The sequence below is a fragment of the Paenarthrobacter sp. 4246 genome (assembly GCF_040546855.1).
In the GTDB taxonomy this organism is placed as follows: domain Bacteria; phylum Actinomycetota; class Actinomycetes; order Actinomycetales; family Micrococcaceae; genus Arthrobacter.
Genome location: NZ_JBEPOP010000015.1, coordinates 1 through 13,298, shown reverse-complemented (window position 1 = coordinate 13,298; position 13,298 = coordinate 1). Strand labels below are relative to the sequence as shown.

General features: G+C 62.8%; 13 protein-coding genes. 3 read left to right on the top strand and 10 right to left on the bottom strand.

Features of this window, described 5'->3' with window-relative positions; genetic code table 11:
• Positions 1 to 37: 37 nt before the first annotated feature.
• A complete protein-coding gene (locus ABIE35_RS20980; protein ID WP_354517813.1) occupies positions 38 to 1,111 on the bottom strand; it encodes a glycosyltransferase family 4 protein in 1,074 nt (357 codons plus the stop codon).
• Positions 1,112 to 1,258: 147 nt separating this feature from the next.
• Between ABIE35_RS20980 and ABIE35_RS20975 the strand changes: the two genes are divergently transcribed.
• Entirely contained in the window at positions 1,259 to 1,957 is a 699-nt protein-coding gene (locus ABIE35_RS20975) for a DsbA family oxidoreductase (protein ID WP_354517812.1), read from the top strand.
• Between the two features lie 98 nt (positions 1,958 to 2,055).
• Here the strand turns inward: ABIE35_RS20975 and arfA are convergent, their stop codons facing one another.
• The 7 genes from arfA to ABIE35_RS20940 all read right to left on the bottom strand — a co-directional run bounded on the left by arfA (position 2,056) and on the right by ABIE35_RS20940 (position 10,133).
• Positions 2,056 to 3,594, bottom strand: a complete 1,539-nt coding sequence (arfA, locus tag ABIE35_RS20970) for an arabinosylfuranosidase ArfA (protein WP_354517811.1) — start codon at positions 3,592 to 3,594, stop codon at positions 2,056 to 2,058.
• A 66-nt stretch (positions 3,595 to 3,660) separates the two neighbouring features.
• On the bottom strand, positions 3,661 to 4,563 hold the full coding sequence (locus tag ABIE35_RS20965) for a carbohydrate ABC transporter permease (RefSeq protein ID WP_354517810.1): 903 nt from the start codon (positions 4,561 to 4,563) through the stop codon (positions 3,661 to 3,663).
• 2 nt (positions 4,564 to 4,565) lie between these two features.
• Complete coding sequence (locus tag ABIE35_RS20960; protein ID WP_089593642.1) at positions 4,566 to 5,486, bottom strand: carbohydrate ABC transporter permease; 921 nt, start codon at positions 5,484 to 5,486, stop codon at positions 4,566 to 4,568.
• Positions 5,487 to 5,522: 36 nt separating this feature from the next.
• Positions 5,523 to 6,857 carry an extracellular solute-binding protein gene (locus tag ABIE35_RS20955; RefSeq protein WP_354517809.1) on the bottom strand — a complete coding sequence of 445 codons (1,335 nt, stop codon included), beginning with the start codon at positions 6,855 to 6,857 and terminating at the stop codon, positions 5,523 to 5,525.
• A gap of 207 nt (positions 6,858 to 7,064) precedes the next feature.
• On the bottom strand, positions 7,065 to 8,066 hold the full coding sequence (locus ABIE35_RS20950; RefSeq protein ID WP_354517808.1) for a LacI family DNA-binding transcriptional regulator: 1,002 nt from the start codon (positions 8,064 to 8,066) through the stop codon (positions 7,065 to 7,067).
• A gap of 157 nt (positions 8,067 to 8,223) precedes the next feature.
• Positions 8,224 to 9,015, bottom strand: coding sequence for a TIM barrel protein (locus ABIE35_RS20945; protein WP_354517807.1), 792 nt, complete (start codon positions 9,013 to 9,015; stop codon positions 8,224 to 8,226).
• Positions 9,012 to 10,133, bottom strand: a complete 1,122-nt coding sequence (locus ABIE35_RS20940) for a Gfo/Idh/MocA family oxidoreductase (protein WP_354517806.1) — start codon at positions 10,131 to 10,133, stop codon at positions 9,012 to 9,014. Before ABIE35_RS20940 ends, ABIE35_RS20945 begins: the two co-directional genes overlap by 4 nt.
• Before the next feature lie 106 nt (positions 10,134 to 10,239).
• Between ABIE35_RS20940 and ABIE35_RS20935 the strand changes: the two genes are divergently transcribed.
• Both ABIE35_RS20935 and ABIE35_RS20930 read left to right on the top strand, forming a co-directional pair.
• Positions 10,240 to 11,247 carry a LacI family DNA-binding transcriptional regulator gene (locus ABIE35_RS20935; protein WP_354517805.1) on the top strand — a complete coding sequence of 336 codons (1,008 nt, stop codon included), beginning with the start codon at positions 10,240 to 10,242 and terminating at the stop codon, positions 11,245 to 11,247.
• A gap of 44 nt (positions 11,248 to 11,291) precedes the next feature.
• Positions 11,292 to 12,011: a TetR/AcrR family transcriptional regulator gene (locus ABIE35_RS20930; protein ID WP_354517804.1), complete on the top strand. Its 720-nt coding sequence runs from the start codon at positions 11,292 to 11,294 to the stop codon at positions 12,009 to 12,011.
• A 29-nt stretch (positions 12,012 to 12,040) separates the two neighbouring features.
• On the opposite strand, the gene ABIE35_RS20925 is transcribed toward ABIE35_RS20930, so the two are convergent.
• Positions 12,041 to 12,688 (bottom strand): LytR C-terminal domain-containing protein, encoded by a 648-nt coding sequence (locus ABIE35_RS20925; RefSeq protein WP_354517803.1) that lies wholly within the window; start codon positions 12,686 to 12,688, stop codon positions 12,041 to 12,043.
• A gap of 61 nt (positions 12,689 to 12,749) precedes the next feature.
• Entirely contained in the window at positions 12,750 to 13,049 is a 300-nt protein-coding gene (locus tag ABIE35_RS20920; protein WP_011773432.1) for a type II toxin-antitoxin system VapB family antitoxin, read from the bottom strand.
• Between the last annotated feature and the right edge of the window lie 249 nt (positions 13,050 to 13,298).

The window sequence follows — 13,298 nt, the reverse complement described above, 5'->3', positions numbered from 1 at the left end:
ACAGGCCTCCTTGGGAGTCTTCCGTGAGGGCAGGGCCCTACAGGGCTTGCCTCTGATTTTCTTGCAACAGACTCCCGCCGGAAAGAGGTCCAGCCGAAAATTGTTCGATGACTTTGGCGTAAAGGTCCAGATGGTCCGCAGCCATTCGGGCTGAGCTGAAAGACTCCTCCACTGATCGTCGGCAGGCATCCCTGCTGAGGAACGGAACCCGTTCAACGCGGGCCGCCAACTCGCTTGGGGACCCTACAAAGCCCGTGATACCGTGCCGGACAATCTCCGGGGCGGCACCCATCGGAGTGGCCAGGACAGGGGTACCTGTGGCGAGTGCTTCGATCATCACCAATCCAAAAGGTTCATGCCACTGAATGGGGTTGATCAGGACGAGCGCATCACCCATGAGCTCGAATTTCTCCGGGTCCGAGAGTTCTCCCACGAACTCCTCCTGTTTTCCGAGGGCCGGCCGCACCACGTCGCGGAAATACTCTTGCTCGTCCTTGGCGTGCATCTTTGCCGCGATCTTCAGGGGGACGCCGGCTTCCCTGGCAACGGCCACGGCTTCCAGGAGTCCTTTGTCCGGGCACATGCGGCCCACAAAACAGGCATACCCTCCGGCTCCTCGCCCCACGCTCACCGCCGACACGTCGATTCCGTGGTGGATGACGGCTGTGACCGGCACATCCCGGGTCCTGCTGCACTGGTCGTGGGAAATGGAGATGATGGCGGTGTCCTGCGCCATGTCACGGTAGAGCGGCGTATAGGTGGGCGACAACGGCCCGTGGATGGTGGTGACTACGGGGATGCCGGCTGGCCGATGCGCGTAGAGGGGTCCAGCCAGCGTGTGATCGTGAATGATGTCCACGTCCTGCAACTGTGCATACGCCCTGATGACGTGCCCAAGTTCGCTGGAGGTCTGTCCCAGTTCCTCCGGGGCTGAGGGGCCAAAGCCGGGTACTTGGGGCACCGGGCAGGTGCTGTCCGAGGCAGTCGCCAGCAGGACATCGTGTCCCGCGTCCGACAACGCCCGCGCCAGGGCATCCACTACGCGCTCTGTTCCACCATATTTTTCTGGTGGCACGGTAAACCACGGGCCAACGATGAGTCCGATGCGCATGCTGGAGCCTCCGCGCAAAACCCCCAGTCCAAGGGCTGGCTTCATAACCCATTCCAAGAGTATGGGGCCTGCGACCGGACGGCAACGGGTGAGCAAAATAACAGCCGTGTAAGGAATGTCCCGCCGGCCCAACGGGTTGTCCAGAGCATGAAGATTGAGATCTGGTCAGACGTCGCGTGCCCGTGGTGCTACATCGGCAAGCGCCGTTTCGAGACCGCCCTGGCACAGTTCCCGCACCGCGATTCCGTGGACATCGAGTGGAAGAGCTACCAGCTGGACCCCTCCATCCCGGAGCACTACGACGGCACCGAACTGGACTACCTGAGCAAGCGCAAGGGCATGGCTCCTGAGCAGGTAAAGCAGATGTTCGCCCACGTCACCGAGACTGCCAAGGGCGAGGGCCTGGACTACCACTTCGACAAAGTTGTGGTGGCCAACAGCTTCACGGCCCATCGCCTCATCCACTTGGCCGCTTCCCACGGCCGCCAGGACGCAGCCAAGGAGCAGTTGCTCAGCGACCACTTTGAGCACGGCAAGGACATTGGCAGCCAGGAGTACCTGACGGAACTCGGCTCCGCCCTTGGGCTGCCGTCAGACGAGGTCGCCGAGCTCTTCACCTCCGACAAGTTTGCCGAAGAGGTCAACCAGGACATCAATGAGGCCCGCGCCATCGGCGTCACTGGCGTCCCGTTCTTCGTCATCGACCGCAAGTACGGCATCTCCGGCGCCCAGCCTGCGGACCTCTTCAGCGAAGCCTTGAACCAGGCATGGCAGGAAGCCAACCCCCTGATCCCGGTGGGTGCCTCCGACGCCGAGGCCTGCGGCCCGGACGGCTGCGCCGTCTAGCCAGCCACCCGCCGTCGTGCCTTAACCCAAGTAGGTAGCAGCAAACGTCGCTATGAGTGCTCATGGCGACGTTTGCTGTTACTCAGTTGGGTACGGGGCTAGCCTTTCACCACGTCAAGTTCGACGACGGCCCAGGACAGGGCGGGCAGCGTCAGGCGGAGCTCGGAACCAGTCGCCTTCACGCCCTCCAGTGCCGTCAGGCCAACACGGCCCGGCTGCTCCTGGGTGTTGATGGTCAAGCGGTCGCCGCCCTCAGGAATTTCAAGGACTTCGGCGCGGATCACCTGGCGGGCGTCGAAACCGCGCAGGGCGACCTCGACGTCGGCCGCTTCTTCCAAGCCGCGGTTGGCGAAGAACAGGGCAACCCGGCCTGTTTCCTCGTTCCACGTAGCGCTGACGTCCACCAGGTCTGTGTCGCCAAACCGTGCATTGGAGTACTTGTCCGAGTCCACCGAGAGCCTCAAAATCTGGCCCTTGGCGAGCTCGGCCATGCGGGCGAACGGGTGGAAGATGGTCTGCTTCCACGCTGGCCCGTTCTCTTCCGAAAGGATCGGCGCGATCACGTTGACCAACTGCGCCTGATTGGCGATTTTCACGCGGTCACCGTGGCGGAGGAGCGAGTTGAGCAGCGTGCCCACCACCACGGCGTCGGTCACGTTGTACTTGTCCTCGATCACCCGGGGGTGTTCACGCCAGCCTGCCTTGGCCACGTTGTGCGGCTGGTCCTCGGTGTCCAGGCCGCGCTGGTACCAGACGTTCCACTCATCGAAGGACAGATTGATGTGCTTCTTGTGCTTGCCCTTGGCGCGCACAGCGTCCGCGGTGGCCACCACTGACTCAATGAAGTAGTCAGTATCGACGGCGGAGGCCAGGAAGCTGCCCACGTCACCTTCATGTTCCTGGTAGTAGGCGTGGAGGGAAACATAGTCGACTTCGTCGTAGGTGTGGGTGAGGACGGTCTGCTCCCATGCCCCGAACGTGGGCATCGAAGAACTGGAACTGCCGCAGGCCACCAACTCAAGCGAGGGGTCCACGAACCGCATGGCTTTAGCGGCTTCCTGTGCCAGCCGGCCATACTCGTCGGCGGTCTTGTGGCCGATCTGCCACGGCCCATCCAGCTCGTTGCCCAGGCACCAGAGCTTGATGTTGAAGGGCTCCTTGTGGCCGTTCTTGGCCCGCAGATCAGACAGGTACGTTCCGCCGGGGTGGTTGGCGTACTCCACGATCTCGCGGGCTGCGTCCACTCCCCTGGTGCCAAGGTTGATGGCTTCCATGATTTCCGTGCCGGCCTGCTTGGACCAATCCACAAACTCGTGCAGGCCAAACGCGTTGGTCTCTACCGTGTGCCAGGCACCGTCGAGCCTGCGCGGCCTGTTTTCGCGGGGGCCGATGCCGTCTTCCCAGTTATAGCCCGAGACGAAGTTGCCGCCGGGGTAGCGGATGACGGTGGCGCCCAGTTCCTTGACCAGCTTCATGACGTCCTGGCGGAAGCCGTTCTCGTCAGCCTCCGGGTGCCCGGGTTCGTAGATGCCGGTGTAAACACAGCGGCCCATGTGCTCCACGAAGGAGCCGAAGAGCCGCCGGGGTACCTCGCCAATGGTGAAGTCGCGGTCGAGGGTGATGCGTGCGCGGGACATGTATCTCCTTGGTTGTGGTTCTGAAACTATTGGGTTCTGAAACTGGTAGTAAGCGGTGGGTGCCGGTCAGGTTCCGGCGAGTCCCGTCGTCGCAACGCCCTTGATGATCTGGCGCTGGAAGAAGAGGAAGACCACAATCAGCGGCAGCGCGGCCAGCAGCGCGGACGCCATGTTCTGTGCGTACTGGATGCCGTAGGCGCTCTTGATGGTTTGCAGGCCCACCGGAAGTGTCAGCAGGTTGCCGTCGTTGGTGGCAATGAACGGCCACAGGAAGTTGTTCCACGCGCCAATGAACACAAAGATCGCGACGGCGGCCAGGATGGGCCGGGACAACGGCAGGATGATCTGGGTGAAGATCCGCAACCGGCTGGCACCGTCCATCACGGCCGCTTCCTCGAGCTCGCGCGGGATCTGGTCGAAGAACTTCTTCAGCACGAACACCATGGCGGGGTGGATGACCTGCGGCAGAATGATGGCCCATGAGGTATCGATCAGGTTGAGAGCCAGCATTTGGTAGAACAGCGGGATGATCAGCACGGGCGGCGGGATGATGATGGACGCGATGATCACGGTCATCAGCACTTTCTTGCCCTTAAAGTCGATCCTCGAGAGCGCGTAGGCCACCAGTGCCGAGATGACCAGGGTGATGGCCGTGATGGCCGCGGAGGTGTACAGCGAGTTCCAGGTCCACAGTGGGATGTTGCCGTCCTGGAACACCTTGACGAAGGCGTCCGGAGTGAAGCCCGACGGCGGCAGCCAGGTGACGTCCGGGGCGGCGGCATCCGTCTCGGTCTTGAAAGCAGTGGCCGTGGCCCACGCGAACGGGATCAGCCACAGAACGGCAATAAAGGCGGCGACCACGACGGCCGCGATCCTGCCCACTGTCAGCTTCTTGCGGGGTTGGCGGATCTTCGGGCTGGTAGTTGTGGTGGTGCTGGGTGAGGGACGGGTCAGGGTAGGGGTTGCCATGGTTATGCACTCCTGCGGCGGGTGATGACGAACTGCATGACGGAAACAACCACGATCAGTCCGAAGAAGATGTAGGAGATGGCTGCGGAGTAGCCCAGCCGGTAGCCGGTGAACCCGGTTTCGAAGATGTACTGCACCACGGGGCGGGTGGATCCGGCCGGCCCGCCTGCGGTCATTTGGTAGACCTGATCGAAGATCTTCAGTGACGCGAGGATCTGGAGGAGCACAATCATCACAGTGGTGGGGGTGAGCTGCGGCAGCGTGATGGAGAAGAACTGACGCCAGGCTCCGGCGCCATCCAAGGATGCTGCCTCGTAGTGCTGGGCCGGGATGTTTTGCATGGCGGCCAGGTAGAGCAGGAAGTTGAAGCCCACGGTCCACCAGAGGGTGGCAATGACAATTGCCCACATGGCCACGTTGGGGTCGTTCAGCCAGGCAACCCGAGGGAGGCCGATGCCGGTGAGGAACTCGTTGATCAGGCCAAGCTGCGGGTTGTACATCCAAGTGAAGAACAGCGAAACCACAGTGGAAGCCAGCAGGTAGGGCGCAAAGTAGGAGAGCCGCCACAGCCACTGGGCCGGGAGTCCTACGTTAAGCAGGGCTGCCATGACCAGGGCCACGAGGACCAGGGGCACGGTGCTGATCACCGTGAAGTAGAGGGTGTTGCCCAAGGACCGCCACATATCTGCGTCGGCCAAGGCCTCGGCATAGTTGGCGAAACCGATCAGGCTGTCGTTGGCCCCGGTCAGGGACTTGCCCGTGAGGCTCATATAGAAGCCGTAGAGGATGGGCCAGACGAGGAAAACGAGGAAGAACACCAGGAACGGGGCGGCAAATCCCCAGCCGCTCAGGTTGCTGCGGGTGCGGCTCCCGGGTTTGCGCAGACTCTCCGGCCTCGGCCGGGACAGCGTAGAGGTACTCATTCAAGAACTCCTTTGGTCGCTCGGTACGTGGGCCGGTTAGACCGGGTTGGGACGGGAGAGGAGGGTATTGGTGCGCTGTTCGAAGGCATCCCATCCGGCAGAGGCCTTGTCCCTGCCCAAGAGGACGTTCTGCACGTTCTCCGCAAAGTAGGTCTGCCAGTCCGAGCCGGAGCCACTGAACCAGGCCTCGGGATCGTAGGCGATGATGTCAGCCGCGTTGGCGTAGTGGATCTGCGGGGTCAGTTCGCGGTACGCCTGGGATTGGACCACAGGCTGGTAGCCGGGGATGTGACCGGCTTCTGCCCAGGACAGTGATCCCTTCAGCACGTCGGTGACAAACTTGTAGACGTCCCGGCGCTTGTCCTCGTTGACGTTGAGTTGCCGTGGGAGGACGAACGAGTGCGAGTCAGCGTAAGAGGCCGGTGTCCCATACAGCGTGGGAATGGTGGCCGCGTCAACGGGAATGCCGGCCTTCTTCATGGTGGGCAGTTCCCAAACACCGCTGAACAGCATCCCGGAACCGCCACGGGCGAACTCGGCGATACCGGTGCTGATGTCACCGGCCTGGGCTGCGATGGTGTCGTCGAACAGGGAGGCCATGAATTCCAGCGACTCTATGGCCGCCTCCCGGTCCACCTTCATAGGCTGGCCTGGCGTCAGTTCCATGTCCACGCCGTGCTGCTTGTAAAGCGTGTAGAACAAGCGCCACATCTGCGATCCACTGCCCAGGTAGCCGAAGGACAGGCCGTGGGCCTTGGTCACTTTCTGCATTTCCAGGGCCATGGCCTTGAACTCGTCCGGCGAGCTCACCTCCTGGAGCTGCCCGTTGCCGCCCAGGACGCCCGCTTTGGCAGCTACGTCCGTGTTGTAGAACATGACGAACGGGTGAGAATCCAACGCGATGGAGAAGACCTTGCCGCCGTGCTGGCTCTTGTCCCAGATTCTGGGAGCAAAGTCGGACGCCGTCACACCGTTCTCGGCAAGAAGGTCCAGATCCCAAGGATCAATGAGTCCCCCTGGCGCGTAACCGGGCACCCTGCTGGCATGCATGATGGCTACCTCAGGAGGGCGGCCTCCCGCCGACGCCATGGCCAGTTTGGTGTAGTAAGGCGGACCCCAGGCCAGGACTGTGGGGTGCACCTTGAAGCCGGGGTTGGCCTGGTTTGCCGCGTTGATCATCGCCTGCATCTTGATCCCGTCACCGCCGGAAAGAAGGTGCCAGAACCCGATGTCCTGGACCGCGGCGGCCTGGGCTGCCCCTCCGCAACCGGTGAGGCCTGTTGCCAGGAGTCCCCCGCCAAGGAGGGCCGATCCTGTTAGTAACTGTCTCCGGGACAACTGTTTCCCGGTCAAAGAATCAAACTGCTTCACCCGTCACTCCTTTGGATGGGTCCGCTGAAAGGTCACTGCTGCACTGCTCAAAAAGCCGGCTCCGGTGCGTCCCCACGCTCGGGTAAATGGTGACCCGGGGTGACGCAGGTCTCACATTACATCGATGTAATAGGCAGGGCAAGAGAAAATTGTTAGCGCGAACAATTTAGGTGGGAACTCTCGTTTCGGGCCCGGGGACCCCCAGGCTCAGGCCCGGCTGCTGTCCCGCTCTACGATCTCGTACTCGATTTCAACCAGCCGCTGCCCATGGGACCTGTCAGACATGCGTTCAGTCAGCAGGCGAAGGGCCTCCGTGGCAATCGCTCGCTTGTCGAAGGAAACCGTGGTCAGGGACGGCACCGCAAAGCGACCGTCAATCACATCGTCAAACCCTGCCACCGCAATGTCATCCGGAACGCGCAGGCCCCTCTTCCACAGGAGATTCAACGCGCCAAGAGCCATTGAGTCCGTGAAACAAAACAGTGCATCCGGCACCGGGTTCGAGTCCAAATACTCCGCAAGTGCTTCAGCGGCTGATGCGGGCGTCCAGCTGTCGCAGGAAATCCTCAGCGACTCATCCCTGGCGATTCCCAGCATGTCGAGCGCAGCTTCATAACCACCCCTGCGCTGAATGGCTGTGGCGGATTGTCTTCCTCGATTTACCCCCAGAACCGCGATCCGCCTTCGCCCGGGCCGGGCCAGAGCCAGGGTCATGTCCCGCGCCGCAGCGAAGCTGTCCACAAAGACGCGGTCAGCCAACTGCTGGGTGACCTCGCCCAGGAGAACAACCGGGGGCAGCGCGACACCCACCTGCACGGCACTTTCCTTGAGCACCACGGGGTTGAGAATCAGCCCATCGATGAGGTTGGCCCGCGCACGTGTCATCAACTCGTGCTCACGATGGGGGTCGGAGCCGGTTTCCTCGATCTGCACGCTGAAGCCCTGCGCATGGGCAACTTCCACGATGCTTTGGGCCAGTTCCGCGGAGAAGGGCGTAGCCAGGTCCGGCAGTGCCAGGCCGATGACTCCTGAGCGGCCATTCCGCAGTCCGCGCGCCGAAAGATTTGGGACGTAGTCGAGCTCCGCCATAGCCTGCTCAACCCTGAGCCGCGTAGGACCACTGACCGGCACGACGCCGTTCATCACGTTCGAGACTGTCTTGGGCGATACCCCTGCACGGCGCGCCACGTCCTTGACCGTTGCGCGCAATACGCCCCCTAGCTACAGTGTTGACCGGCGATGCGATTGACCGGTTTTCCTTGATGCTACGCGAGTTTTGACCCGTGGATGCAGCGCTCCCTCGCAGGTACCGACCAACGCGGGAGCGTAGGGTTCCATCCCTGACCCGCGGGCGGGCCGCACTTAGCTAGCTTTCAAAGGCCGCACGGAACGCCGCCAGCGCGGCATCCCCTGATTCCAGGTCGTCTCCCCCGGCGGCCTTCGCCTCTAGGCCTACAACCCCCGCGTATCCGGCCTTCAGTAGAGCATCTGCGACGCCGCGATAGTTGATTTCCCCGGTGCCGGGTTCGCAGCGGCCCGGGACGTCGGCCACCTGTATTTCTCCGACCCAGGGCAACGCGGTCCGGACAAGTTGGATCAGGTTTCCCTCACCGATTTGGGCGTGATACAGGTCCAGCATCATCCTGACGTTGGGGTGGTTAACCGCGGAGACCAACGCCAGGGTGTCTTTGGCCCGCGCCAAAGGGATCCCGGGATGGTCCAGAATGGTGTTCAGGTTCTCCAGCGCGAAGGTTACTCCGTGCTTCTCGCCCAGCGCGCCCAGGCGCTCGAGGGTGCTTCTCCCGGTCAGCCACATCTCACCGGTAGACCGGTGAACCGGTCGGACAGCATGGCCGCCCTCCCCGAGCTCCGCAGGGTGGACCACCATCCGCTCGACACCAAGCTCAAGCGCCACGGGAATCAACTTCTCCGCGGAAGCCAGCACCTCCTCGGCACTACGGGGATCAGTAAGACTGCCGCCGAAATAGCCGCTCATCGACGAGAACCGGGCTCCTGTTGCTGCCAGGGCCGCGATATCCCGGCCCCGGGTGTCCCACAGCTCCACTTCGAACCCTTGCCCGTGGATCCTCTTCACCCGCTCCGTCAAGGGCAGTTCGCCGTAGAGCATTTCAGCGCATACGGCCAAGCGGAAGCTCATGCTTTATCCCCCACAGTGAGCAGCGCGGGTTCCGCCGGGCGCAGTGCGGCAATCGATGCCACATCAACAGGCAGCCCAGTGTGGGCCGAACGGGTGGCAGCCAGGGCAACAGCCAAAGCATTCCGTGCGTCCGCTCCGCCGGCACCTTGGGCGACGGGAGCCTGGGTACCATCGCGGCCAGCCTTCACCGCATCCACAAAGTGGGCGACTTCAGCCGTGTAGGCATCGTGAAAGAGATCCACGTTCACGCGGGCGGTGGCCGCATTGATGCCGGCAGCAGTGTAGCTCGTGGCCGAGCCGGCCTGCGGGCCACCCGCCGTCACCATACCCGCAGATCCAAATACCTCTCCCCGCACGTCATAGCCGTACAGCGCATTGAAGTTGGCCTCGGCCACGGCAATGGCCCCATTGCTGTAGGTCACGGTGACCACAGCGGTATCCAACAGGCCGCCCTCTTTTGCCTCAGGAGCAACCAGTGCGTCAGCCACGGCATGGACTCGCACTGGGACCGCGCCGGGGTTCAGCCAGTTCAAGGTGTCAAAGTCGTGGATGAGGGTCTCAAGAAATATGGTGCCCGGCGGAATCCTCTCCGGATTGGCGATCCCGTCCCTGCTGCCCGGGTCGCGTGTCAAGGACCGCAACAACTGCGGGGTTCCCACAACGCCATCATCGATAAGTTGGCGGGCGGCAGCGAAATCTGCAGCGAAGCGGCGGTTGAAACCGAACTGGACCACCACACCCGCGGCCTCTGCTGCTTCCAGCGCCGCGTCAAGTTCTTCCACGGTACGGCCGCCCGGCTTTTCGCAGAAGGCATGCTTTCCTGCACGTGCGGCCGCCGAGATCAGCCCGGAATGAAAGCGGGCCGGCGCGGAGATCAGAACAGCATCCACCTCGGGATCGTTCAGTACGTCCTCCGGGTCAGTACTGATTTTGCGGACACCCAGTCGGCCAGCCAGCGTCTGGACGGCGGGGTGGGCCGGATCCACGATGGCCTCCAGCCGGGCATTGGGGATCCGCTGGGCAACGGATTCGGCGTGGAAACTGCCAATCCATCCCGCTCCGATCAGAGCAATACGAACCGGCCGGTCTTCACTGACCCGGTGCTGAAGGTAAACCATGGGAGCTCCTGACGCATGTCTTCTAGATCGTTCTAGTCCGACCATACTGACATGCGGTTCACGTCCCGTCTAGATCGTTCTATACACTGGTTGCAATTGGAGGAATATGTCAGAACTGCAGCGCCGCCCCACCCTGATGGACGTAGCCGAGGCGGCTGGCGTCTCGCGGGCCTTGGTTTCCATCGTGATGCGGGGCGCCCCCGGTGCAGCGGAATCCACCCGGCAAAGAGTCCTGCAGGCGGCCAGCGATCTCGGTTATCGGGCAGACTCCCGCGCCAGGCTGCTGCGGAGCAGCAGGACGAAACTCCTGGGTCTCACCTTTTCCAGCTCACAGCCGTTTCACGCTGAAATCGTCGACGCCGCCTACGCCGAGGCGTCTGCCAAGGGATATGAGATAACGCTGAGCGCCGTGGCCGGCGGCAGACCCGAGGCGCGCGCCATCGAGACCTTGTTGGATGTTGGCGCCGAGGCGTTGATCATCATCGCCCCCACCCTCAGCGTGGATGACCTGGCACGGCACGCCCGACAGGTGCCGGTAGTGAGCCTCCTGCGCGACGATGTGGGCGAGTACGTGGATTCGGTCAGCAGCGACGATCACGCCGGCATCGTACTGGCCGTTGACCATCTGGTGGGTCTGGGTCATCGCCGGATCGTCCACGTGGATGGCGGCGAGGCTGTCTCCTCGGACAAACGCCGGGAGGCCTACCGCACTGAAATGGTCCGGCACGGCCTGCAACCTGTGGTTGTTTCGGGCGGCCCCGGGGAGGAGGACGGCATGAGCGCGGGGCAGATCCTTCAGGCTGATCTGCCAACGGCAGTCATCGCCTTCAACGACAGGTCGGCCCTCGGAATCATGGAAAGCTTCAGGGCTGCGGGAATCAGCATCCCCTCAGATGTATCGGTGCTGGGCTATGACGACAGCAACTTCGCCAAGCTGAGTTACGTCCAGTTATCCTCTGTCAGCCAGGACGCTCCGCTCCTTGCGGCAGCCGCCGTCGGCCGCGCCGTGGACCGGATTGAAGGGGTAAAGTCGCCGGGCAGCGTGGTCCGGACCCCGCACTTGGTCATCCGCAAAACCACGGCCCGAGCTCCTGAAGGAAACAGCAACACCTGACCTAACCCGCAGCTCTTAGTGACAGATCACTGTAAAGTGTCTATATGCCCAGGATCACGGCCGCCACGAATGCTGCCCAACGCGCCGAGACCCAACGGAGGATTCTCACTGCCTTCGGTGAACTCCTCTTCACCCATGGCCTCCCCGGCCTGACCATGACCGACGTCGCCCGGCATGCGGGGGTGGGCCGTACCGCCGTCTACAACTATTACGCGGACATGGAACAACTGCTGATCGCGTACGCCTTGGACGAGACCGAGCGCTTCATTGTTGATCTCCGGGAGTCACTGGCCGCGCTGGAAAACCCCGTGGACAGGCTGGCCCTCTACGTCCGTGCGCAAGTGGAGGACCTCAGCCGCCGCCATCTGCCCCCGGGGCCGGCCATGGCCGCTGTCCTCTCCCCCGGCTCCTTCGCGAAGCTCGCGGACCACGTGGGCGACCTCAACATCCTTCTGCAGGACATCCTTCAAGACGGTGTCCACCAGGGCTACCTCCCTGACGTCGATGTTGCCCAGCTGGCGCGACTCATTCACGGAACGCTGTCTGCCAGCGCCGCACGACGCAACCGAACGCCCGACGGCGACACTCCCCCACCAACCCCGGCCACCGACGTCGAGGTCAAGTCAGCTGTTGAAGCCCATACTGCGCAGACCGTACATTTCATCCAGCTCGGGGCGGGAGCACGCTTCGACGACGCCGGGCGGCCGATTCGGCTGGAAGCAGACGTCCACGACGCCCCCATCCACGACGCCCTGGCGGGCTAGTACAGGGGCGCTGGTGTTGCTGCCTGCCGTTACGGCCCCGCCGGAAGTGTCGGAATGATGGGCCACTTGGAGTTGTCAGCAATGCGCAGATCTTCACGCGGGCACAGGAGTTTCCCCGGGGTCTGATCCACCAGTTCGGGCTCCACCAGGCCTTCGTAGCCTGAGGTGAGGATGACATCCACGGACTCGTCCTCACGGTTGTCCTGGAAGTAATCCGTGCCGGCAAGGTTGCGCTGGACGTTGAAAGCAGCCGCCTGGCCCTTGACGCCGGAAACTACTACGGCCACTCCGGCGTAGGCGGTCTCGCTGTTGTCCACCGAAGCCACTTTGAAGCCCCGGGCAGTAAATTGCTCGGCCACGGTGCCTGCCAGGCCGCCGCGGGAGGTGGCGTTGAAGACGTTGAGGTTCACGGTTTCGTTCGGAACGTAGTCGAACGTGGTGGTGGGGCACAGGCTCATAGGGGCTTTGCTGGCGATCGCGGTGGGGACTTTGATCACGCCGTTCATGATTGCCCAGGCGCCGACGGCCCCGGCAGCGATCACACCCACCAGCAGGACCAGGACAATTCCGTGAAGCAGCCGGCGCCGGAAACGGCTCTTCTGGGCCGCGGCGTCCTCGGCAAATGTTGCCCGGAGCTCCGGGCCGGTGACCACGTGGTGGCCATGGAGCTGCGTCACATCCTTGGGACGCTTACGTTTTTTTGCTGGGGACGCCTCCGGACTGGTGGGACCCGTCCGCCTAGCCATCGATCACCAATACACGTGCGTGAATCGCGGTCCTCTGGTGGAGCGCCGTGCGGACGGCCCGGTGGAGCCCGTCTTCGAGGTACATGACGCCCTGGTACTGGACAACGTGCGGGAACAGGTCGCCAAAGAAGGTTGAGTCCTCAGCCAACAATGCCTCCAAATCCAGGGTCCGTTTGGTGGTTACCAATTCATCGAGGCGGATAGGGCGCGGGGGCAAGGCAGCCCAGTCCCGCGGCGCCGAGTATCCATGGTCAGGGTACGGGCGTCCCTCGCCCACAGCTTTGAAGATCACCCTGCAAGCCTATGGAAGTTGGCGCCCTAACGGAACTTGTGACCCGCGGCACAAGCAGGTTGTAGCCAAAAGGTGACTTCCGGCGCCTGCTCCTACGGCCCCGGACCTGGACGCCCGCTGATCACCGGCTTGAGCAACGCCCTGCCCCGGTTCACTGACACATTCAGTTCCTCGGCAACCTGTTCCGTCGTCAGTCAGGAACCGGTGCTTCTTGGCATCCTCTGGCATACACCCATCCTAAAGTCGGCC

Bases quoted from the DNA above. Each gene is read 5' to 3' on its own strand.
- ABIE35_RS20980 (WP_354517813.1), bottom strand. From the start codon at position 1,111: ATGCGCATCGGACTCATCGTTGGCCCGTGGTTTACCGTGCCACCAGAA.
- ABIE35_RS20975 (WP_354517812.1), top strand. From the start codon at position 1,259: ATGAAGATTGAGATCTGGTCAGACGTCGCGTGCCCGTGGTGCTACATC.
- arfA (WP_354517811.1), bottom strand. From the start codon at position 3,594: ATGTCCCGCGCACGCATCACCCTCGACCGCGACTTCACCATTGGCGAG.
- ABIE35_RS20965 (WP_354517810.1), bottom strand. From the start codon at position 4,563: ATGGCAACCCCTACCCTGACCCGTCCCTCACCCAGCACCACCACAACT.
- ABIE35_RS20960 (WP_089593642.1), bottom strand. From the start codon at position 5,486: ATGAGTACCTCTACGCTGTCCCGGCCGAGGCCGGAGAGTCTGCGCAAA.
- ABIE35_RS20945 (WP_354517807.1), bottom strand. From the start codon at position 9,015: ATGAGCTTCCGCTTGGCCGTATGCGCTGAAATGCTCTACGGCGAACTG.
- ABIE35_RS20940 (WP_354517806.1), bottom strand. From the start codon at position 10,133: ATGGTTTACCTTCAGCACCGGGTCAGTGAAGACCGGCCGGTTCGTATT.
- ABIE35_RS20935 (WP_354517805.1), top strand. From the start codon at position 10,240: ATGTCAGAACTGCAGCGCCGCCCCACCCTGATGGACGTAGCCGAGGCG.
- ABIE35_RS20930 (WP_354517804.1), top strand. From the start codon at position 11,292: ATGCCCAGGATCACGGCCGCCACGAATGCTGCCCAACGCGCCGAGACC.